Below are 20,551 nucleotides of genomic sequence, written 5' to 3' on the forward strand. Positions count from 1 at the left end.
TGCGAAGGTCTGCTTGCAGCTTGTAGCTTACAGCTTGCGACTTATGAAGGCACCACCGCCGCCTGCCCGCTCAGTGCCAGGTCGACCAGCTCGCGGTTGGCCACCGCATACATCGCATAGTCCGTGCCGGTGGCATTGCGCAGGTCGTCCAGCATCGCGCGCCAGCGCTCGACCATCACCCGGTGCTGCTCGGCCCACAGCGCCACGCGGGCATCCATGTCTTGCGGCGCATCGGCCATCTGCAACACAGAGATGGTGATCGCCCGCTGCTGCAGGTCGATGTCGTCGCGGAATGCCTCGCGGGCCAGGGCCTGCCAGTTGTTTTCCACCGGCAGGTTGCTGATTTCCTGCAAGTACCAGGTCAGGTCCAGCGAACTGCCCACGGCGAAGAACGCCTTGGCCACCTGCGCCGGGTCATGGCCGGTGACATCAGCCGCCTCGATGATCGGCAACAACGTGTACAGGTGGCTGGTACCGGCCACCATGCGCGCGAGCAGTTCAGGCACACCGGCTTCGACAAAGCCCTGGTAACGTACCATCCAGCGCTCGCGGGTCGGCCCTTCCAGCAACTCGTCCAGCTTGAGCCCCAGTTGCGCGATCTTCGGCCCGAAGTGCGCGGTGTCGCGCCCGGCGTCCTGCTCGTTGCGACGGCTGCGCAGGAACCAGCGGGTGGCGCGCCGGCCCAGGCGCATCAGTTCGTCCATCAAGGTCAGCTGGACCTCGGCCGGCACCTGGTAGTCCAGGGCTTCGATCTGACGGAACCAGTGCGGCAGGTGGAAGATGTCGCGCACGATCACATACGCACCCGCCACGTTGGCCGGGCTCATGCCCGTCGACTCCTTCAGGCGCTGGACGAAGGTGATGCCCATGTTGTTGACCAGGTCGTTGGCGATCTGGGTGCTGACGATCTCGCGCTTCAGGCGGTGGCGACGCATGGAATCGGCGAACTTGCTGACCAGCGACGGCGGGAACGCAGTTTCCATGTCGCGGGTCAGGTAGTCGTCGTCCGGCACCCGCGACTTGAGCAGTTGCTCCTTGAGGTCGATCTTGCTGTACGAGATCAGCACCGACAGCTCGGCACGGGTCAGGCCTTGGCCTGCGGCCAGGCGCTCGGCCAACTGTTCTTCGGACGGCAGGAATTCGATGGCACGGTCCAGCTTGCCACGCCCTTCCAGGTCCGCCATCAGGCGCTTGTATTCGGCGATCCGCTCGCGGGCGCGACGGGCTGCCAGGGACAGCGCCTGGGTCTGCTTGTAGTTGTTGCCCAGCACCAGCGCGCCGACCTCTTCGGTCATGCTGCCGAGCAGCTGGTTACGCTGCTTCTCGGTCATGTCGCCACCCTGCACCACTTCGTTGAGCAGGATCTTGATGTTGACCTCGTGGTCCGAGCAGTCGACGCCGCCAGCGTTGTCGATGAAGTCGGTGTTGGTCGCGCCGCCATTGAGGCCGAACTCGACCCGGCCGAGCTGGGTCATGCCCAGGTTGCCACCCTCGCCCACCACCTTGCAGCGCAGCTCGTTGCCGTTGACGCGCAGGGCGTCGTTGGCCTTGTCGCCGACATCGGCGTGGCTTTCTGTGCTGGCCTTGACGTAAGTGCCGATGCCGCCGTTCCACAGCAGGTCGACCGGCGCCTTGAGCAGTGCATTGAGCAGCTCCGTCGGGGTCAGACGGTCGGCTTCGATGGCAAAGCGTTCTTTCATCTGTGGGCTGATGGCGATGCTCTTGGCACTGCGCGGAAAGATCCCGCCGCCTTCGGACATGATGCTGGTGTCGTAGTCGCTCCAGGCCGAACGCGGCAAGTCGAACAGGCGCTTGCGCTCGGCGAAGCTGTTGGCCGGCTCCGGGTTCGGGTCGATGAAGATGTGCAGGTGGTTGAACGCCGCCACCAGCTTGAGCTTGTCGGACATCAGCAAGCCATTGCCGAACACGTCGCCGGCCATGTCGCCGACGCCGATCACGGTGATCGGGTCTTCTTGCACATTGATGCCGCGCTCACGGAAGTGGCGTTGTACGCCAACCCAGGCGCCACGGGCGGTGATGCCCATTTTCTTGTGGTCATAGCCGGCCGAGCCGCCCGAGGCGAAGGCATCGCCCAGCCAGAAGCCGTAGTCGATGGCAATGCCGTTGGCGATGTCGGAGAACGTCGCGGTGCCTTTATCGGCGGCCACCACCAGGTACGGGTCGTCATCGTCGTGGCGCACCACATTGGCCGGCGGCACCACGCCACCGTCCTTGAGGTTGTCGGTGATGTCGAGCAGGCCGGAAATGAAGATGCGGTAGCAAGCAATGCCTTCAGCGGCGATTTCGTCACGGCTGCCACCCAGTGGCAGGCGGCGCGGCAGGAAGCCGCCCTTGGCGCCGACCGGCACGATCACCGAGTTCTTCACCTGCTGGGCCTTGACCAGGCCGAGCACCTCGGTGCGGAAGTCTTCCTCGCGGTCCGACCAGCGCAGGCCGCCGCGGGCGACGTTGCCAAAGCGCAGGTGCACACCCTCGACCCGTGGCGAGTAGACGAAGATCTCGAACTTGGGTACCGGCTTTGGCAGCTCGGGGATCAGCTTGGGGTTGAACTTGAAGCTGAAGTACGACTTGTTCTGGCCGTTGCCGTCCGGCTGGTAGAAGTTGGTCCGCAGGGTGGCCTTGATCAGGTCCAGGTAGCGACGCAGGATGCGGTCTTCGTTGAGTACCTGAACATCGTCCAGGGCGCTCAGGATCGCCTGTTCCAGGCGTTGCTGCTTGTCGTCCAGGTCGTCCTGGGTGAGCTTTCGCGCCAGGTAGAAGCGGGTCTTGAACAACCGGGTCAGCTCGCGGGCGATGTCGGTATGGTTGTTCAGGGTGCTGGCGATGTAACCCAGGTCGAAGCCCAGGCGGATCTGCTTGAGGTAGCGGGCATAAGCACGCAGCAGTGCCACATCGCGCCAGGGCAGGCCGGCGGTCAGCACCAGGCGGTTGAAGGCGTCGTTCTCGGCGTCGCCGCCGACAATGTGGATGAACGCGTCCTGCAAGGTGTCGTTGAGCTGCTGGATGTCCAGGCTCAGGCCTTCGCTGTAGGTGAAGGCGAAGTCGTGGATCCAGTATTCACGGCCATTGGCGTGACGCAGGCGGTACGGGAACTCGCCCAGCACGCGCAAGCCGAGGTTCTCCAGGATCGGCAGCACATCGGACAGCGCCAGCGGGGTGTCGGCGTGGTACAGCTTGCAATGCAGGGTACGCTCGCCGACCTGGGTCAATGGCTGATAGAAGCTCATCGCCAGCGGCTTGCTTTCGGACAGCCCCAGCACGTGCTGCAGGTCGACCACGGCCGAATGCGCAGCGAAGCGCTCGCGGTAGCCCGCCGGGAAGCCTTTGGGGAAGTCGGCCAGGATGTTGGTGCCCTGGGCTTCGCCGAAGTTCTCCACCACCAGGGTCGAGTAGTCGTCGTGCCACGAGCGGCACGCCTGGATTACTTCGTTTTCCAGCTGTTGCGGGTCGATGTCGATGCGGTTTTTCGGATCGACCCGCAGAATCAGCTGCACCCGCGCCAGTACCGACTCGGAGAAGAAGGTCCAGAACTCGCAGTCGCTGGCTTTCAGGCGCTCCATCAGCACCTGCTGGATCTTCTGCCGCACTTCGGTGGAGTAGATCTCACGCGGTACGTAGGCCAGGCAGTAGCAGAAGCGGCCGTACGGGTCCTTGCGCAGGAACACGCGGATCTTGTTGCGCTCCTGAATCTGCACGATGGCCATAACGGTGCTGAACAGCTCGTCGATCGGCGTCTGGAACAGGTCGTCGCGCGGCAGCACCTCGAGCACCTGGGCCAGCTCCTTGCCCAGGTGAGCCTTGGGGTCGAAGCCCGAACGGCGCTCGACTTCGGCAACCTTGACCCGAATGTAAGGGATGGCATGCACGCTCTCGCCGTACACCGAAGAGGTGTACAGGCCCATGAAGCGGCATTCCTTGACCACCTTGCCCTCGGCGTCCAGCTGGCGGATGGACACATAGTCCGGGTAGGCCGGGCGGTGCACACGGCTGGGCAGCGCGGCCTTGGCGAAGGACAACAGCAGGGGCTCGTTGAGGTAGGCCACGGCGTAGTCTTCGATGCGCAGCTCTTCAGGCGTCAGCCCCACGCGCAAGCGCCGCGGCAGGCCGAGGAAAGACTGCTCGTCGTAGAGCATCTGGCCGCCATCGCTGCCGCCCTGGACGGTGAACTCCTCGTAGCCCAGGAAGGTGAAATGGTTGTCCAGCAACCACTCGAGAAACGCCTTCACCTCGCCCTTCTCGTGCTGCGCGGGGCCGAACGCGGTCTGCTCGACCTGCGCCACCACTTCGCGCAGCTTGGCCTTCATCGGTTCGAAGTCGGCGACCGCCACACGCACTTCAGCCAGCACCTGTTCGATCTCGCGGGTCAGCACCGTCAGTTCGGCGGCGTTGGCGCAACGGTCGATCTCCAGGTACATCAGCGACTCATGGCGCACTCCCTCGCCGTGGGTGCCCTTGGGCAGCAGCTCGAGCAGCTCGCCTTTGGCACCGCGGCGCACGCTCAGTACGGTGGTCTGCAGGGTGTGGATGCTGTAGCCGCGGCGGTTGAGCTCGGTGCGCACCGAGTCCACCAGAAACGGCAGGTCGTGGTGCAACACCTCGACCACGGTGTGGGTCGACTGCCAGCCATTGCGTTCGTAATCAGGGTTGTACACCCGCACTTGGGGTTGTTCGGCGTCGAAGCGCTCGATGATGCGCCAGGCAGAAAGGGTACAGCCAGCCAGGTCGGAAAGCCTGCGCTGGGTGAGTTCGTCCATTGAGATGATGCCGAAGAACTGTTCGGCGAACAGGGCCACTTGTGGCAGTGCCTGTTCGCTGATGTGCTGCGCCAGAGCCGCTTGCAGTTGATGCTGGAAGTCGGCCTTGCTGGCTGCGGTGAAAAACGCCATCTGTGGTACTCCGCTTGGGCTTTGTAATAATTGAAGCGTCGCTCGCGTGCGCCGTGTACGAATCAACGATAGCCAACCCGTGGCAAGGCGGACGGTTAAACCAGGCGTTGAACGTGCGTGGCACGCTCAGGGCTCGCCGAAGCTTAACGACTGAGTAGTCACCAACGCTTGCAGCGCTGCGACAATTTCGGTCAAGGGGCGGTAACTTTACGTTTATGGATGTACACAAGACTGTCAGAATTCCCTTCCGTTTCCTTTGACCCGAGCCTGTTCATGCAAATCAAGACCGCCCTGCTCTTCGCCAACCCTTGCGATGACGAGGAAGACAACATGGCGACCCTCTGCTGCCACGGCGACAAGGGTCAGATGGTCCTGCTCACCCGCTACCCGGATGAAGACACGGTCGACCTGACGCTCGATGACGAGCCCTCGACGCTGGATGGCTTGAAGGTGACCTTGACTGCCCAGCGCCTGCTGATCGAAGTGGCGACCGGGGATCGCGATGCCTTGAAGGGGGATGAAACGCTGGAGATCATCCTGACCAGCGAACTGAGCGATATGGACGAGGTGAAGGAAACGCTGCAGAACATTCTGCAGGGGACCGGGACGTTCGTCTGCGAGGTCTGATGCAAGCCTGAAGGGCCGCGAAGGCAGAAGTTTGTTTCGGCAATGGACTACATCAGGGCGCTGACCTGGTCACGCCCAGATCATGCCATTCGCTATTCGCCTGGCGCGTGCGCTCCAGCTGCGCCTCAAACCACTGCAATACCGCCTTGCAGGCCGGGTGCGCGACGCCGCTGTCGCGTAACCACAGCGCGTACACGCCACCGGTCTTCAGCGGTGCGCCGAACGGCACGATCAGGTCGCCCCGGGCCAGTGCGTCGTGCGCCAGCACCTGGTCGCTCATGGCCACGCCCAGGCCGCGGGCGGCAGCATCCAGGGCAAGGTCGTCAAGGTTGAACATCAGGTGTTTGTAACTGCGTTCGGGGCCCTCCTGGTGCGCCTGCAGCCACAGGTTCCACTCGTGACGCGCGGTCGAGCCATGGATCAGCGCATGCTCACCCAGCGCCTTCAGCGAGCGTGGCGGCAACTGCCCGTCGCCCAGCTTTGGCGCACAGACCGGCACCAGGTACTCATCGAACAAGACCGTCAAGGGTCGACCATCCAGGCCGTCACGCAAATACAGCACGTAGGCATCGCAATCACCGCTGGTGTCCACCACCTCCCCGCTCACGGTTTCGATGGACAGGCATAACGCCGGGTTGAGTGCGTAGAAGCTGCTCAGCCTGGGCAGCAGCCAGCGCACCGCCAGTGACACGAAGATACGAATACGAAACGGCCGATCCACCGGCGCCGGGGAAAGCCGTTGCGCCAGGGCCCGCAGATCGTTCAGCGCTTCGCAAGCCACCGCATACACATCACGGCCCTGCTCGGTCAGCGCCACCTTGCGGCTGGTGCGGTCGAACAGCGCCACACCGTAATGCTCCTCCAGCTGCTGAACCTGGCGGCTGATCGCACTCTGGGTCAAGTGCAGCTGCCTGGCGGCCTCGGTAAAGCTGCTGCTGTCCGCTACGTGGATAAGCGCCTGAAGGGCTTGAAGCGAGGGCACACGAAAGATTTTATCCATGCGTTTCAAGAATAGCTGAATGAAATTTTAGCGTTAGAAACAAGGCCACAGCCCCCGTAGATTAAGCCCTGAAGGCGCACCCAAGACCAACACCGATAACCGGTGCGCATTGATTGTGGAGGAGCTGATGGCAATCGACAACCGCTGTGGATGGATCGCGTTGGCGGGCGAGTCTGCCCCGCACCCGCGCCTTTCAGGCCAGCACGCCTGCGACTGGCTGATCATTGGCGGCGGCATCACCGGCCTTGCCGCAGCCCACACGCTGGCCGCACGTTTCCCAGGGCAACGCATTGTCGTGCTTGACCGGCAGCGAGTGGCCCAGGGTGCCTCGGCACGCAACTCGGGTTTTGCCGTCAGCCATGAACTACCCTCGCCCAATGAATTGCTCGGCAACCCAGGGTTTGCCGGCTTTGCCGTGGCTTCGCGCATTGGTGTGGCGGCCGCACAGGAGGTTCGCCAGCGTATCGGCGAGCTGGGTATCGCCTGCGAATACGATGACGCGGGCTATCACTTTGCCGTGCATCGACCCGCGCACCTGCAGCAGGCTGACGCCGTGATCCACACACTGGAGGCCGTTGGCGCCAACGCTCGCTACCTGGAAGGCGAAGCGTTGCAGCAGCGCCTTGGCAGCGGTTTCTACACCCGCGCCATCCATTGCGCCGGTGGCAACGCACTGCTGCAGCCGGCGAAGTATGTGCGCGGCCTTGCCGACAGCCTGCCCAAGGCGGTGGAGGTATACGAGCACAGCGCGGTGCTGAGCCTTCGCCGCGCCGGGCGTGGCTGGCAGGCCCAGACCGAAGCCGGCGTTATAAATGCGCCCCAAGTGCTGGCCTGCGTCGGGGCGTTCTTGCCCCGGGTCGGCGTGCACCATAGCGGCACCTTCGCGCTGGAACTGAGCGCCAGCATCACCCGCCCCTTGACCGAGGCTCGCTGGCAAAGCCAGTTCGGCGAGCGCACCTGGGGCGTGCTGTCGACCCTGCCGGGCGGCGCGACCCTGCGCCTGCTGCCGGGCCGACGGCTGTTGATTCGCAACACGGTGGAGTACCGCCAGCGCGACCTCAATGGCACGCAGTTGCAGGCCCGTCGCCAGCAACATCTGCAAGGGCTGGAAAAACGCTTCCCCGGGCTGGCCGCCACGGACCTCGAATACACCTGGACCGGCCACCTGAGCGGCACCCGCTCCGGCGAGCCGTGCTTCGCGCGGATCGATGAAGGGCTGCATGCCGTGGCCGGCTGCAACGGTTCGGGCGTCGCCCGCGGCACCCTGTGGGGCAGGCTGCTGGTCGACATGGCCAGCACATCGACCTCGGCGCTGCTCACCGACGTGCTCGGCCAGGCCCAACCCGGTTACCTGCCGCCACGCCCGTTCTTCGATATCGGCGCCTCCCTGCGCATGGCCTGGGAAGTACGCCGCGCGCGGCGCGAACGTTGACTGCCATGAGCACTTGCGAACACTTACAACAACAGAGGGCAAGATGATGAAACGTACCTGCATGGCCGTGCTGTCCGCGGCGCTGTTCAGCCTGACGGCCCAGGCCGCCGAATCGGTCAACATCGCCAACTGGAGCGGCTACATTGCCGATGACACCTTGGCCGAGTTCGCCCGCCGCACCGGCATCCAGCCCACCTACGACCTTATCGACAGCAACGAGACGACCGAAGCCAAGCTGATGACCGGTGGCAGCGGCTACGACCTGGTCAGCCCGTCCAACCACTTCCTGCCCAGGCTGATCAAGGCCGGCGCCATCCAGGCGCTCGACCGCAGCAAGCTGCCCAACTGGAACAATCTCGACCCCAAGCTGATGCAACTGCTGCAGGCCAGCGACCCCGGCAACCGCCATGCCATTCCCTACATGTGGGTGACCACCGGCATCGGCTACAACGTCGACAAGATCAAGGCGATCTTCGGCGACACCGATGTCACCCAGTCCTGGCAATTGCTGTTCAACCCAGAAAACATCCGCAAGCTCAGTGCCTGTGGCGTGGCGTTCCTTGACAACCCGACGCAGGTGTTGCCAATCACCCTCAAGGTCCTGGGGCTCGACCCGCACAGCGAGCGCCCTGAAGACCTGAAGCATGCCGAGGCGGCGCTGATGGCGATTCGCCCGTCGATCAGCTACTTCCACCAGTCCAAGTACGTCAGCGACCTGGCCAACGGCAACATCTGCGTAGCGATCGGCTTCAGCGGCGATGTGCTGCAGGCGATGAACAGCGCGCAGCAGGCCAACAACGGCGTGCACCTGGGCTACAGCATTCCCCGTGAAGGCTCGACGGTGGCGGTGGACATGGTGGTGATTCCAAAAGCTGCGCCGCACCTGGATGCAGCCTACGCCTACCTCAACTACCTGCTCGACCCCCAGGTCATGGCGCATATCAGCAATGCGGTGAAGTACCCGAACGGCAATGCGGCGTCATTACCGTATGTGGACCCGGCGCTGCGCGACAACCCGGCGGTGTACCCGCCCCAGGCCGTGCTGGATACGCTGTTCCCGATCCAGACCTTGTCACCGGCGGGCATGCGCTTGAGCACCCGGCTGTGGACCCGGGTGATCAGCGGCAAGTGAGCGGCTGTGTGCTGCCTGCAAGCGCTGTCGACACCTGCGAGCGCATGAGCGCGTATGATGCTGCCCCCCCTGTTTACCGATACGGAAATCAACATGCTCCCGGACAAGGCGTGCGCAGTCGTCCTCTCTCCCTCGTCGCCGCCCTGTATTCTGTTGTTCCGTCATCCCCTGGCGGGCGTACAGCTGGTGAAGGGTTCCATTGAAAACGGCGAAACGCCGCGGGAAGCCGCCCTGCGTGAATTGCATGAAGAGTCTGGTATCCACAACGCCACGATCGGGGACGATTTGGGGTGCTGGGATTCCGGCCATCTTGGGCAGACCTGGTCGTTTCACCTGTGCCGGGCAGAGGGTGTTCTACCTGAGCGATGGCTTCACCAGACACTGGATGACCATGGCCATACGTTCGAGTTCTTCTGGGCTGCGCCCGACCATTTGCCCTATGCCGAGTGCCACCCGGTCTTTCAACGAGCACTGGGCTACTTGAGCAATTCGCTGAAACTAGGCGGCCATTGGCCGGATGCGCACCTGCTGGGTGGTTGCAGGAACGATCGGGCGGGACTATAAAAGCTCAAGTTAACTTGAGGTCAACCGGCGTGACAGTTAAATCATCCACCGACAGCTCGCGGCTGCTCACCGTCGGCGAGGTCGCCAAACGCAGTGGCGTGGCGGTCTCCGCCCTGCACTTCTACGAATCCAAAGGGCTGATCGCCGGCACCCGTACCGCCGGCAACCAGCGGCGTTACCCCGCGTTGGTGCTGCGCACCATCGCCATCATCAAGGTGGCCCAGCGCACCGGCATCCCCCTCGAAGAAATCAAACGCGCCCTGGGCCGCTACCCGCCGAACAGCAAACTCACGGCCGCCCAGTGGGGCGAGATGTCATCGGCCTGGCGAGAAGACCTGAACGCGCGCATCCGCACGCTGGAGGCCCTGCGCGACAGCCTGGACAACTGCATCGGCTGCGGTTGCCTGTCGTTGCAAGACTGCCCGCTGCGCAACCCCGAGGACGTGCTCGGCAAGGAGGGTTCGGGGGCCAGGATCCTGGAAAACGGCGGCGCTGCCGGGGGGCGGTAAACGCGGGCCTTTCATGGCGACCTGCATCTGATCATCGAGAAGCCATGACACATTGCTTGCTTATGACACAAAGTGTCATTAGTATCGACGTGTGTCCTGACTTGCACGCTGTGCCAGCCAGGTAGTCATTACCGCCTTCTCATGCAGGTACTTTCCGTGACCACGACCATGCAGACCCCCAAGGACCAGCTCGTCAAACATGCCCAGCAGCAGATGCTGACTGCGCTGGCCGACAACACTTACACTCCGCGGCAGAAACTCGCCCTGACCTGCCGAATCCTGTTCGACGGCGGCCACGACTCCGGCCTGGCCGGGCAGATCACCGCACGGGCGCCGGAGCCTGGCACCTACTACACCCAACAGCTTGGCCTGGGCTTCGACGAGATTTCGGCCTCCAACCTGCTGGTCGTCGACGAAGACCTGAACGTGCTGCACGGCCACGGCATGGCCAACCCAGCGAATCGCTTTCACAGCTGGCTGTACCGCGCACGCCCCGACGTGAACTGCATCATCCATACCCACCCGTTGCACAGCGCCGCCCTGTCGATGCTCGAAGTGCCGCTGGCCATCTCGCACATGGACCTTTGCCCGCTGTTCGACGATTGCGCCTTCCTCAAGGAATGGCCGGGCGTGCCGGTGGGCAATGAAGAAGGCGAGATCATCGCCGGGGCCATCGGCGACAAGCGGGCGATCCTGCTTTCCCACCATGGCCTGTTGATCGCCGGCCGCTCGATCGGGGAAGCCTGTGTGCTTGCTCTACTGTTCGAACGCGCCGCCAGGATGCAGCTGCTGGCCATGGGCGCCGGTGAGATCCGCGCGATCCCCGAAGCACTTGGCAAAGAAGCCCATGACTGGATTTCCACGCCAAAACGCCATGGCGCCGCGTTCAGCTATTACGCGCGTCGTGCCTTGCGTGCCCATGGCGACTGCCTGGGCTGATCGATGTTGTCACCCCTTCCTGAACAACGGCAAAGGTGCCTGGTCATGTCTACACCTGTAATTCGCGGCGTCATCGGCTACACCATCACTCCCTTCGCGGCAGACGGCTCGGTCGATCTGAACGCATTGGGCACATCCATCGACAGCCTGATCCAGGCCGGCGTGCACGCTATCGCCCCGCTGGGCAGTACCGGCGAAGGCGCCTACCTGTCCGATGGCGAGTGGGAATCGGTGGTTCGCTTCAGCCTGGAGAAAATCGCCGGCCGCGTACCCAGCGTGGTCAGCGTCTCGGACCTGACCACCGCGCGTACCGTGCAGCGTGCCCGCCTGGCCCAGGCGTGCGGGGCCACGGCGGTGATGGTGTTGCCCGTCTCCTATTGGAAGTTGACCGAGGCCGAGGTGGTCGACCACTACAGAACGGTCGGCGCGGCGATCGACATCCCGATCATGCTCTACAACAACCCGGGCACCAGCGGCACCGACCTGTCGGTAGAGCTGATCCTGCGTATTCTGGGCGAAGTCGCCAATGTCACCATGGTCAAGGAGAGCACCGGTGATATTCAGCGCATGCACCGCCTGTACACCGCGACCGAGGGCAAGGTGGCGTTCTACAACGGTTGCAACCCGCTCACCCTGGAAGCCCTGGTTGCCGGCGCTACGGGCTGGTGCACCGCGGCGCCAAACCTGATCCCCGCGTTGAACCTGGCCTTGTGGGACGCCGTGCAGAACGGCGAGCTGGCAGCGGCGCGTGCGCTGTTCTACCGCCAATACGAACTGCTGGCGTACATCACCCGCCGTGGCCTGCCCACCACCATCAAGGCTGGGCTGAAAATGCGGGGCCAGGATGTGGGCGCGCCGCGCCTGCCCCTGCAGCCGCTGGACCCACAAGGCAGTGCCTACCTCAAAGGGCTGCTGGACGCGCTCGCTCCCCAGTAATGCACGCCCTGTAGGAGCGGCCTTGCGTCGCGAAAGGGGGTGCGAAGCAGCCCTAGCAATTTCGGCGGCGACACGGAAATCAGGGGGCTGCTTCGCAGCCCTTTCGCGACGCAAGGCCGCTCCTACCCTCAGCCACCTACACTGCCACCCGAATGCACCACCCGCCCCGCCTCACCGGGCCGGTTGACGAACAGCAGGTCAAGCGTGCTGTTGCGCAGCCCTTTAACAGGGTTCCAGTTCGCCGATGTATGGATGTAGCGCTCGCGCAACAACCGTTGCTCCTGCTCGGTCAAACGCGCGTGGTCACTACGCCCCAAGGCAAAATCATGCAGCTTGCGGCTGATTTCGCCCAACTCATCTGGCACCGCATGGGCCTCATCACCGCCCAACTCGGCAAACGGCACGCCCGCGCGCAGCGCCAACTCACGCATGATGCTCAGGTAGACCCGCGACAAATGCCCCGCCACCTCTCGCTCGCGATACACCACCGCAAACACCTGTTTCTGCGCCTCGGCCGGCATGCCGCCGGCAATAGGTTGTTCCCAGGTCAGCACCTGCGGCCGAGGTTCACCCATCTCGCCGAACGTCGATGCCACCAAGGCACTGACGGCAGAGTAGGCACGGGTCTGCTCGGCACATGTCGCCACCGGCACCCGCTGCGACTGCGGCTTGCACAGCATTACCTGCTCCTGCTCGCAAGGCAGGTACCCGCCGCCAATGTTCGAGTGCACACCCGGCACGACGATGTCGTGCTCGCAACGCACCAAGGGGAAGTTATGCCGGCGCTCGTCGGCCGCCACCAACTGCACCACCTGCCGCGCAATGCCCTTGCCCAGCCCCAGGCGCACCCCCCCATAGTGGTCATCGGCGGGGTCGAAATCACCCTGAAGCGGCGCAACGATGGCCGCCACGGTGTCGAACAGGCCGATGAAATTGAGGGTGATGCCACACGTGCTGCCCAGCAGGCTGCCAGCGCCATCACCCAGCACATTGGCCAGGTGCCTGACGGCTGCCGCGCCACGGCTGAAACCGAACAGGTCGAATTCGATTCGCTCGAGCCGCCACTGCGAATGCGCCTCGCGCCACGCCTGCAATTGCTCGACAATCATCGTCACCGCTTCGCCCACTCGCGCCTCGGCGCCCATGCGCCCACACCCGGTAGCCGACGCAAAGCTGGAGTCAGGCTCCCCCACCGCGGTGCCGACGCCCTCGACATAGAGCTTGAGAAAGGCCATTGCGCCCGCCGCAGGGCTTTCGTCTAAGGGGTACAACGCATACAACAGGGCTACATTGCTCCAGGCATTACCGTAGCTGGCACCTGCCGGATGGCCCGAGGTCCGGCCTGCGGTCATCGCGTTGCCTTGGTTGTTCCCGGTGCCATCGAAGAACACGCCAATGCGCAACGTCATTGGTGCGGTTTTAGCGAAGGTGAGGCTGTTGGCTTCCATCATCGTGCATCCTGCTTGCCCAAAGAGCACCAGCAGGCGTCAGGACGCAGCGGCAAACCATCAGCCGACTCCGAACCTTGCACGGGACTTTTCGATGACGCCGCAGGCAACGGCCTGGATAAATTTGCCAGCCGCCATTGGTCGCCACCCCCCCGGATAGATTAAAGTATCACCCCTTGCCGAGGCAGCTGCCCCCAGCGCGCCTGCGGCCCAATACCAGGAACCGTCGCCGATGGAACACCGTGAAGCGCTGATCGCGCTGCGCACCTTTCTTTCCTCCCAGATCCTAGGCCAGGAGAAGCTGGTCGAGCGGCTGCTGATCGTGCTCCTGGCCGACGGCCACATGCTGGTCGAGGGCGCCCCGGGCCTGGCCAAGACCAAGGCCATCAAGGAGCTCGCCGAAGGTATCGAAGCGCAGTTCCACCGCATCCAGTTCACCCCCGACCTGCTCCCGGCCGACATTACCGGCACCGAAATCTACCGCCCGGAAACCGGCAGTTTCGTGTTCCAGCAGGGGCCGATCTTCCACAACCTGGTGCTGGCCGACGAAATCAACCGCGCCCCGGCCAAGGTGCAGTCGGCGCTGCTCGAAGCCATGGCCGAGCGCCAGGTCAGCGTGGGCCGCAGTACCTACGACCTGTCACCGCTGTTTCTGGTCATGGCCACCCAGAACCCCATCGAGCAAGAGGGCACCTACCCGCTGCCCGAGGCTCAGCTCGACCGCTTCCTGATGCACGTGAAAATCGGCTTCCCGGACGCTGCGGTGGAGCGGCGCATCCTGCTGCAGGCCCGCGGCGAAGCACTGGGCGGCGAGACCAAGCCCGAGCGCCGGGTCAGCCAGCAGGCGATCTTCGCCGCGCGCAAGGAAATCCTCGGCCTGTACATGGCCGACGCCGTCGAGGAATACCTGGTGCAACTGGTGATGGCCACACGTACCCCGGCCAAGTTCGATACCGAACTGGCCGACTGGATCGCCTACGGCGCCAGCCCCCGCGGCTCGATTTCGCTGGACCGCTGCTCACGTGCCCATGCCTGGCTGGCTGGGCGCGACTTCGTCAGCCCCGAGGATATCCAGGCGGTGCTGTTCGACGTGCTGCGCCACCGCATCATCCTGTCGTTCGAGGCCGAGGCTGCGGGGATCGACCAGGACCGGGTGGTCCAGCGTATCCTCGACGTCGTCGCCGTTGCCTGAGCCCATGCCCACCGCGCAGCTGGCCGAACCCGGCATCCGCATCGGCCTTGCCGAGCTGATCGACATGCGCCACCGCGTGCGCGAAATCCAGCTGTTTTCCCGGCCCGGCCAGCGCAGCCCACTGGTGGGCCTGCACCACTCCAAGCTGCGCGGACGCGGCGTGGACTTCGACCAGGTGCGCGTCTACCAGGCCGGCGACGATGTGCGCAACATCGACTGGCGCGTCACCGCGCGTACGCAGGAGCCACACACAAAGCTGTTCCATGAAGAGCGCGAGCGGCCGATCTTCATTCTGGTCGAGCAGAGCCAGCGGCTGTTCTTCGGCTCGGGGCTGATGTTCAAGTCGGTACTGGCAGCCCAGGCCGCAGCACTGTTCGGCTGGGCAGCGCTGGGGCACAACGACCGCATTGGCGGGCTGGTGTTCGGCGACAACGAACACCACGAAATCAAGCCGCGGCGCAGCAAGCAGAGCCTGCTGCAGTTGCTCAACCGCCTGGCCAAGGTCAACCAGTCGCTGCACACCGAAGCCACGCCCCAGGCCGACAGCCTTGGCCTGGCCTTGCGCCGGGCGCGCGAAGTGCTGCGCCCTGGCAGCCTGGCGATCATCATCTGCGACGAACGGGCGCTGACCGACCAGGTCGAGCAACACCTGGCCATGCTCTCGCGCCACTGCGACCTGTTGCTGCTGCCCGTCTCCGACCCGCTCGACCACGCCTTGCCCGCTGCCGGCCTGTTGCGCTTCGCCCAGCGCAGCGCGCAACTGGAGCTCGACACCCTGGACGCCAGCCTGCGCCAGGCTTACCGCCAGCAAGCCGAGTCGCGTATCGAGCGCTGGGAACTGATGGCACAGAAGCTGCGCGTGGTGCTGATGCCGCTGAGCACCCAAAGCGAGATGGTCGAGCAGTTGCGCGAGTACCTCAACGCCCAGCGCGCGGGGAGCAGTAAATGAACCCGCTGGACCAGTTGCACCCGCTGATCACCCCACAGGCAATCGGCCTGTGGCCACCGGCACCGGGTTGGTGGGTGTTGCTGGCGTTGCTGCCGCTGCTTGCCTGGGGCCTGTGGCGCATGCGCCGTTGGCGCCCCGGCAAACGCCGCATCGTGCGCGCCGAGCAACCGCTCGACCCAGTGCGCGTGGCCGCCCTGGCCGAACTTGCTCGCCTGCCGCGCCCCTATGACGGAGCCCCGGCTGGCGCCTGGCTGCAGCAGATCAACGGCTTGCTCAAGCGCCTGTGCCGCAGCCACTACCCCGGTGCCAACAGCCACACGCTCAACGGTCGCCAGTGGCTGGCATTTCTCGACAACCGCTGCCCGGCCGCCGGCCTGACCCGCTGGATGGTGCTGGTCGAAGGCGCCTACAAGCCTGAGTGCAAACTCGACGACAAAGCCATCGTCGGCCTCAGCCAGGCTGTCGAAACCTGGATCCGCAAGCATGTTTGAACTGGCCTGGCCGTGGGTCTTCGCCCTGCTGCCGCTGCCGTGGCTGGCGCGCATGGTGCTGCCCGCCGCCGACAGTGGCGAGCCGGTGCTCAAGGTGGGTTTCCTGAACGAGCTGGAGGGCCTTGCCGGGCGCCGGGCGCGGCTCAACCTGCCGACCTGGCGCCAACAGGCGCCCTTCGTCATCATCTGGCTGTTGCTGCTGTTGGCCGCAGCCCGCCCGCAATGGCTCGGCGACCCGGTACCGGTGGCGGCCAGCGGTCGCGACCTGCTGGTGGCGGTGGATGTGTCGGGCTCGATGGACTTCCCCGACATGCAGTGGAAGGACGACGAGATCAGCCGCCTCGACCTGGTCAAGGCGCTGCTGGGCGACTTTCTTCAGGACCGCGAAGGCGACCGGGTCGGCCTGATCCTGTTTGGCAGCCAGGCCTACCTGCAGGCCCCGCTGACCTTCGACCGGCGTACCGTGCGTACCTTCCTCGACGAAGCGCAGATCGGCATCGCCGGCAAGAACACCGCCATCGGTGACGCCATCGGCCTGGCGGTCAAGCGCCTGCGCCAGCGCCCGGCACAGAGCCGGGTACTGGTGCTGATTACCGACGGCGCCAACAACGGCGGGCAGATCCACCCGCTGACCGCCGCCCGCCTGGCCGCCCAGGAAGGCGTGCGCATCTATACCATCGGCATCGGTGCCAACCCCGAGGCCAGCGGCACCCCTGGCCTGCTGGGCCTCAACCCCAGCCTTGACCTGGACGAAGCCTCGCTCAAGGAAATCGCCGACATGACCCACGGCGCCTACTTCCGCGCCCACGACGGCGCCGAACTGGACGCCATCGGCGACGCCCTCGACCAGTTGGAGCCGGTGGCCCAGCAGCCTACCCAGGCGCGCACCGCCAAGGCCCTGTATGCCTGGCCACTGGCCCTGGCGCTGTTGCTCAGCGTGCTGCTGGTAGTGGCCGTGCAATGGCCCGACAACCGGCTGCAGCGCCTGCTGCGCAAACCGCGCTTTCTGCAGCCGCACCCGGAATGGCGCCAGCGCCTCAAACGCCTGCGGCTGAGGAGGCGGCGATGATCGAGCTCTGGCCACAATGGTTGCGCCCCCTCTGGCTGCTGGTCGTGCCGCTGCTCGGCTGGCTGCTGTTCAAGCTCTGGCACCGGCGCAAACGCGCCGGGCGCTGGCAGATGATCTTGCCGCCGGCCTTCCATGCCGTGCTGCTTGGGGGCGGCAGCGGCAGCACCAGCAAACTGCCCTGGGTCGTGCTGGGCCTGGCCTGGGCACTGGTGGTCATGGCGCTGCTCGGGCCGAGCTGGCAACGCGTGGAAGAAAACCGCCAACGCCCGGCCGACCCGCTGGTGATCCTGCTCGAACTGACCCCACAGATGCTCGCCGAGGACAGCCCACCCAACCGCCTGGAACAGGCCCGGCGCAAGGTCCTCGACCTGCTCGAACACCGCCACGACAGCCAGACCGCACTGATCGTCTACGCAGGGACCGCCCACACCCTGGTGCCGCTGTCCGACGACCTGGGCACCACCCGCAACCTGCTGGAGGCGATCGACCCGTCGATCATGCCCAAACCCGGCCAGCGCGCAGACCTGGCGGTGCAAAAAGGCCTGGCCTTGCTGGCCCAGAGCGGCCTGGGGCAAGGCCGCCTGCTGCTGATCGGCTCCTCGCTCAGCGCAGCGGAACGCCAAGGCATCGTCCAGGCCCTCGGCCGCCAGGGCCCAAGCCTGCTGATGCTGGGCATCGGCAGCCGCGACGGCGCCCCGGTGCGGCAGGCCAACGGCGAATTCCTCAAGGATGACCAAGGCGGCATCCTGCTGCCACGCCTGGACAGCGCCAGCCTCAAGGCATTTGTCAGCAGCACCGGCGGGCGCTACCGCAATGCCCGGGTCGACGACCTCGACCTGCGCGGCTTGGGCCTGTTCGACAATCCGCGCGCCTTGCGTAATGACGGCCAGACCTTGCAACTGGACAGTTGGGCCGACCAGGGCTACTGGTTGCTGATTCCACTGCTGCTGCTGGCGGCCTGCGCCGGCCGTCGCGGCTGGCTGTTCTGCCTGCCGCTGTTGCTGGCCCTGCCGCAGCCCAGCCAGGCCTTCGAGTTCAATGACCTGTGGCTGCGCCCCGACCAGCAAGGCCAGCGCCTGCTCGAACAGAACCGCCCGGCCAGCGCCGCGCGCCATTTCCAGGACCCGCAATGGCGCGGCATGGCGCTGTACCAGGCCGGCGACTATGCCGGTGCCGCCCAGGCCTTTTCAGAAGGCAATACGGCGGCAGCGCACTACAATCGAGGCAATGCCCTGGCCCGCAGTGGTGAGCTGGAAGCCGCGCTGGACGCCTATGAACAGGCTCTGGAGCGTCAACCCGACCTGCAACCGGCACTGGACAACCAGGCGCTGGTCCAGCAAATGTTGCAACAGCGTGAGGCCAAGGCCGAACAACAAGCCGCCAGCAGCGAAGCCCAAGGCACACCCGGCAGCGAAACCGAAGGCAACAGCAGCTCGGCCAGCAACCCGGCACAGGGCACGCCCGGCAGTGACGAACACGCCAACGCCGAACAACCCGGCGAAGGCAGCAACAACAGCCAGGCCACACCGGGCAATCAGGGCGGCGCCGACGACGATATCATCCAGCCACCCCAGCGCCCGGTGTCCACCAGCCTCGACGCCGAACAGCGTCAAGCCCTTGAACAGTGGCTGCGGGAGATCCCCGATAACCCGGCGGAACTGCTGCGGCGCAAATTCTGGTATGAACAGCAATTGCATCAGGACAACCCACAATGAGTCGCTTCGGCGTCTTTCTCCTCGGTTTCTTATGGGCCTTGCTGGCCCAGGCCGAACCGATGCTGCAAGCCAGCGTCGACCGTACCCGCCTGGGCGCCGGCGAAAGCCTTGAACTGACCCTCGAAAGCCAGGACGTGACCCAGTTTGGCAAGCCCGACCTGCGTGCCCTGGAGGGCGACTTCGAGGTGCGTGGCACTCGCCAGCTGAACAGCCTGCACACCCTCGACGGCGAAACCCGCGCCAGCACCCGCTGGATCATCACCCTGCTGCCACGGCGCAGCGGCAGCCTGCGCATCCCGGAACTGCAACTGGGCCAGTCACGCAGCCAGGCCATCGACCTGCAAGTGCTGCAGGCCGATGCCAGCCGCCAGGACAGCGCCTCCCAAGTGTTCATCGAAGCGACCCTGGACAGCACCGACGTGTATGTCCAGGCCCAGGCGGTGCTGACCCTGCGCATCTACCATTCGGTGGCGCTGTATGACGACAGCAGCCTCAGCCCGCTGCAGCTGGACAACGCCAAGGTCGAGCCACTGGGCGAGTCGCGCACTTACGAAAAGGAAATCAACGGCGTGCGCCACGGGGTGATTGAAACCCGCTATGCCGTCTATCCGCAGCAGAGCGGCGGCCTGGAGATCCCCCCCCTGACCTTTACCGCCACCGCCGCCGCCAGCGTCGACGACGAACAGTCGCCCGCCGCCGCGCCGCGTGCCGGCCGCCAGGTGCAGGTCAGCTCGCTGCCGCTGCGCCTCGCCGTGCGCCCTATTCCGGCGGCCTGGCCGGCCGGTGCGCCGTGGCTGCCCGCGCGCAGCCTGACCCTTGAAGAGCACTGGAACCCCGACCCAGGCAGCCAGCAGACGCAAATTGGCGATTCCCTCACCCGCAACATCACCCTGCGCGCTGACGGCTTGTCCAGCACTCAGCTGCCGCCGCTGCCGGCCACCGAGATCACCGGCCTGCGCCGCTACCCCGACCAGCCGCTGCTACGCAACGAAATCAACGACCGCGGCATGACCGCCAACCGCGAGGAGCGTGAGGCCCTGGTGCCTACCCACAGTGGCGAGCTGGCCCTGCCAGCGCTGGAAGTGTCGTGGTGGAACACCCGTGAAGATCACCTCGAGCACACCAGCCTGCCGGCGCGAACCCTGAGCGTGCAGGACAACCCGGCGCTGAGTGCCGACACCCCGATCGGCGACAGCCGTTCTGGCAGCGGCTTGCTGTGGCCTTGGCAGCTTGCCACGCTGGTGTTGGCCCTGACTACGCTGCTTGGCTTCACCCTGTGGTGGCGGGCGCGCTCGCAACCGGCGGTGCTGCGCGCCGCGCAACAAGGCCCCAGCCCACGCACCCTGCTGGACGACCTCAAGCGCGCCTGCCAGGCCAACGACCCCCAGGCCACGCGCCAGGCGCTCGACGCCTGGGCACGCCAGCAACCGCAGACGCTGGCGGAGATGGCGGCGCGTTTCGTGCCGTTGTCCGATGCGCTGGATGGGCTGAACGGCGCGTTGTATAGCGAGAGTGGGCAGTATTGGCAGGGTGAGGATTTGTGGCGGGCGATCGGTACCATTCCGCCGGCCGAGCAGGTGCTGCTGCCTTCCGGGGAGACGGGGGGGTTGCCGCCGTTGTATCCGAAGTGACATATGGGGT

16 protein-coding genes are annotated in these 20,551 nt (G+C 65.1%); 13 read left to right on the top strand and 3 right to left on the bottom strand.

Annotated features, from left to right (window positions below; translation table 11 throughout):
* Nucleotides 1–41: 41 nt before the first annotated feature.
* Entirely contained in the window at nucleotides 42–4,907 is a 4,866-nt protein-coding gene (locus DJ563_RS13210) for an NAD-glutamate dehydrogenase (RefSeq protein WP_274097346.1), read from the bottom strand.
* A 273-nt stretch (nucleotides 4,908–5,180) separates the two neighbouring features.
* Here DJ563_RS13210 and DJ563_RS13215 point away from each other — a divergent pair, with 273 nt between their 5' ends.
* Nucleotides 5,181–5,534, top strand: a complete 354-nt coding sequence (locus tag DJ563_RS13215; protein WP_434519660.1) for a hypothetical protein — start codon at nucleotides 5,181–5,183, stop codon at nucleotides 5,532–5,534.
* A gap of 52 nt (nucleotides 5,535–5,586) precedes the next feature.
* Here DJ563_RS13215 and DJ563_RS13220 read toward each other — a convergent pair whose 3' ends face one another.
* Nucleotides 5,587–6,534, bottom strand: a complete 948-nt coding sequence (locus DJ563_RS13220; protein WP_434519661.1) for a LysR substrate-binding domain-containing protein — start codon at nucleotides 6,532–6,534, stop codon at nucleotides 5,587–5,589.
* 133 nt (nucleotides 6,535–6,667) lie between these two features.
* Here DJ563_RS13220 and DJ563_RS13225 point away from each other — a divergent pair, with 133 nt between their 5' ends.
* The 6 genes from DJ563_RS13225 (at nucleotide 6,668) to DJ563_RS13250 (ending at nucleotide 12,046) form a co-directional block, all read left to right on the top strand.
* Nucleotides 6,668–7,966: an NAD(P)/FAD-dependent oxidoreductase gene (locus DJ563_RS13225; protein ID WP_274097386.1), complete on the top strand. Its 1,299-nt coding sequence runs from the start codon at nucleotides 6,668–6,670 to the stop codon at nucleotides 7,964–7,966.
* A gap of 43 nt (nucleotides 7,967–8,009) precedes the next feature.
* Entirely contained in the window at nucleotides 8,010–9,098 is a 1,089-nt protein-coding gene (locus DJ563_RS13230; protein ID WP_052040669.1) for a polyamine ABC transporter substrate-binding protein, read from the top strand.
* 93 nt (nucleotides 9,099–9,191) lie between these two features.
* A complete protein-coding gene (locus DJ563_RS13235; RefSeq protein ID WP_434519724.1) occupies nucleotides 9,192–9,662 on the top strand; it encodes an NUDIX hydrolase in 471 nt (156 codons plus the stop codon).
* 62 nt (nucleotides 9,663–9,724) lie between these two features.
* Nucleotides 9,725–10,171 carry a redox-sensitive transcriptional activator SoxR gene (soxR, locus tag DJ563_RS13240; RefSeq protein WP_081874759.1) on the top strand — a complete coding sequence of 149 codons (447 nt, stop codon included), beginning with the start codon at nucleotides 9,725–9,727 and terminating at the stop codon, nucleotides 10,169–10,171.
* A 156-nt stretch (nucleotides 10,172–10,327) separates the two neighbouring features.
* Nucleotides 10,328–11,110: an aldolase gene (locus DJ563_RS13245; RefSeq protein ID WP_434519662.1), complete on the top strand. Its 783-nt coding sequence runs from the start codon at nucleotides 10,328–10,330 to the stop codon at nucleotides 11,108–11,110.
* A gap of 45 nt (nucleotides 11,111–11,155) precedes the next feature.
* Nucleotides 11,156–12,046, top strand: a complete 891-nt coding sequence (locus DJ563_RS13250; protein WP_434519663.1) for a dihydrodipicolinate synthase family protein — start codon at nucleotides 11,156–11,158, stop codon at nucleotides 12,044–12,046.
* Between the two features lie 128 nt (nucleotides 12,047–12,174).
* Here the strand turns inward: DJ563_RS13250 and DJ563_RS13255 are convergent, their stop codons facing one another.
* Nucleotides 12,175–13,497 (bottom strand): T6SS phospholipase effector Tle1-like catalytic domain-containing protein, encoded by a 1,323-nt coding sequence (locus DJ563_RS13255; protein ID WP_434519664.1) that lies wholly within the window; start codon nucleotides 13,495–13,497, stop codon nucleotides 12,175–12,177.
* A 229-nt stretch (nucleotides 13,498–13,726) separates the two neighbouring features.
* On the opposite strand from DJ563_RS13255, the gene DJ563_RS13260 reads away from it, so the two are divergent.
* Genes DJ563_RS13260 through DJ563_RS13285 form a run of 6 tightly spaced genes read left to right on the top strand, consistent with a single transcriptional unit; the run spans nucleotide 13,727 to nucleotide 20,541 of the window.
* Nucleotides 13,727–14,686: an AAA family ATPase gene (locus tag DJ563_RS13260; protein ID WP_033700499.1), complete on the top strand. Its 960-nt coding sequence runs from the start codon at nucleotides 13,727–13,729 to the stop codon at nucleotides 14,684–14,686.
* A 4-nt stretch (nucleotides 14,687–14,690) separates the two neighbouring features.
* Nucleotides 14,691–15,635, top strand: a complete 945-nt coding sequence (locus DJ563_RS13265; RefSeq protein WP_274100483.1) for a DUF58 domain-containing protein — start codon at nucleotides 14,691–14,693, stop codon at nucleotides 15,633–15,635.
* On the top strand, nucleotides 15,632–16,126 hold the full coding sequence (locus DJ563_RS13270; protein WP_274100484.1) for a DUF4381 domain-containing protein: 495 nt from the start codon (nucleotides 15,632–15,634) through the stop codon (nucleotides 16,124–16,126). Before DJ563_RS13265 ends, DJ563_RS13270 begins: the two co-directional genes overlap by 4 nt.
* Complete coding sequence (locus DJ563_RS13275; RefSeq protein ID WP_274100485.1) at nucleotides 16,119–17,195, top strand: vWA domain-containing protein; 1,077 nt, start codon at nucleotides 16,119–16,121, stop codon at nucleotides 17,193–17,195. Before DJ563_RS13270 ends, DJ563_RS13275 begins: the two co-directional genes overlap by 8 nt.
* Nucleotides 17,192–18,910, top strand: coding sequence for a tetratricopeptide repeat protein (locus DJ563_RS13280; protein ID WP_434519665.1), 1,719 nt, complete (start codon nucleotides 17,192–17,194; stop codon nucleotides 18,908–18,910). The genes DJ563_RS13275 and DJ563_RS13280 overlap by 4 nt, the downstream gene beginning before the upstream one ends.
* A complete protein-coding gene (locus DJ563_RS13285) occupies nucleotides 18,907–20,541 on the top strand; it encodes a BatD family protein (RefSeq protein ID WP_434519666.1) in 1,635 nt (544 codons plus the stop codon). Before DJ563_RS13280 ends, DJ563_RS13285 begins: the two co-directional genes overlap by 4 nt.
* Nucleotides 20,542–20,551: the final 10 nt, after the last annotated feature.

The sequence above is a fragment of the Pseudomonas sp. NFX1 genome (assembly GCF_051123555.1).
GTDB classification, from domain to species: Bacteria; Pseudomonadota; Gammaproteobacteria; order Pseudomonadales; family Pseudomonadaceae; genus Aquipseudomonas; species Aquipseudomonas capeferrum.

Coding starts and splice junctions, on each gene's coding strand:
- DJ563_RS13255 (WP_434519664.1), bottom strand. CDS start 13,497: ATGATGGAAGCCAACAGCCTCACCTTCGCTAAAACCGCACCAATGACG.
- DJ563_RS13250 (WP_434519663.1), top strand. CDS start 11,156: ATGTCTACACCTGTAATTCGCGGCGTCATCGGCTACACCATCACTCCC.
- DJ563_RS13285 (WP_434519666.1), top strand. CDS start 18,907: ATGAGTCGCTTCGGCGTCTTTCTCCTCGGTTTCTTATGGGCCTTGCTG.
- DJ563_RS13275 (WP_274100485.1), top strand. CDS start 16,119: ATGTTTGAACTGGCCTGGCCGTGGGTCTTCGCCCTGCTGCCGCTGCCG.
- DJ563_RS13260 (WP_033700499.1), top strand. CDS start 13,727: ATGGAACACCGTGAAGCGCTGATCGCGCTGCGCACCTTTCTTTCCTCC.
- DJ563_RS13235 (WP_434519724.1), top strand. CDS start 9,192: ATGCTCCCGGACAAGGCGTGCGCAGTCGTCCTCTCTCCCTCGTCGCCG.
- DJ563_RS13280 (WP_434519665.1), top strand. CDS start 17,192: ATGATCGAGCTCTGGCCACAATGGTTGCGCCCCCTCTGGCTGCTGGTC.
- DJ563_RS13220 (WP_434519661.1), bottom strand. CDS start 6,534: ATGGATAAAATCTTTCGTGTGCCCTCGCTTCAAGCCCTTCAGGCGCTT.
- DJ563_RS13230 (WP_052040669.1), top strand. CDS start 8,010: ATGATGAAACGTACCTGCATGGCCGTGCTGTCCGCGGCGCTGTTCAGC.
- DJ563_RS13210 (WP_274097346.1), bottom strand. CDS start 4,907: ATGGCGTTTTTCACCGCAGCCAGCAAGGCCGACTTCCAGCATCAACTG.
- DJ563_RS13265 (WP_274100483.1), top strand. CDS start 14,691: ATGCCCACCGCGCAGCTGGCCGAACCCGGCATCCGCATCGGCCTTGCC.
- DJ563_RS13270 (WP_274100484.1), top strand. CDS start 15,632: ATGAACCCGCTGGACCAGTTGCACCCGCTGATCACCCCACAGGCAATC.
- DJ563_RS13215 (WP_434519660.1), top strand. CDS start 5,181: ATGCAAATCAAGACCGCCCTGCTCTTCGCCAACCCTTGCGATGACGAG.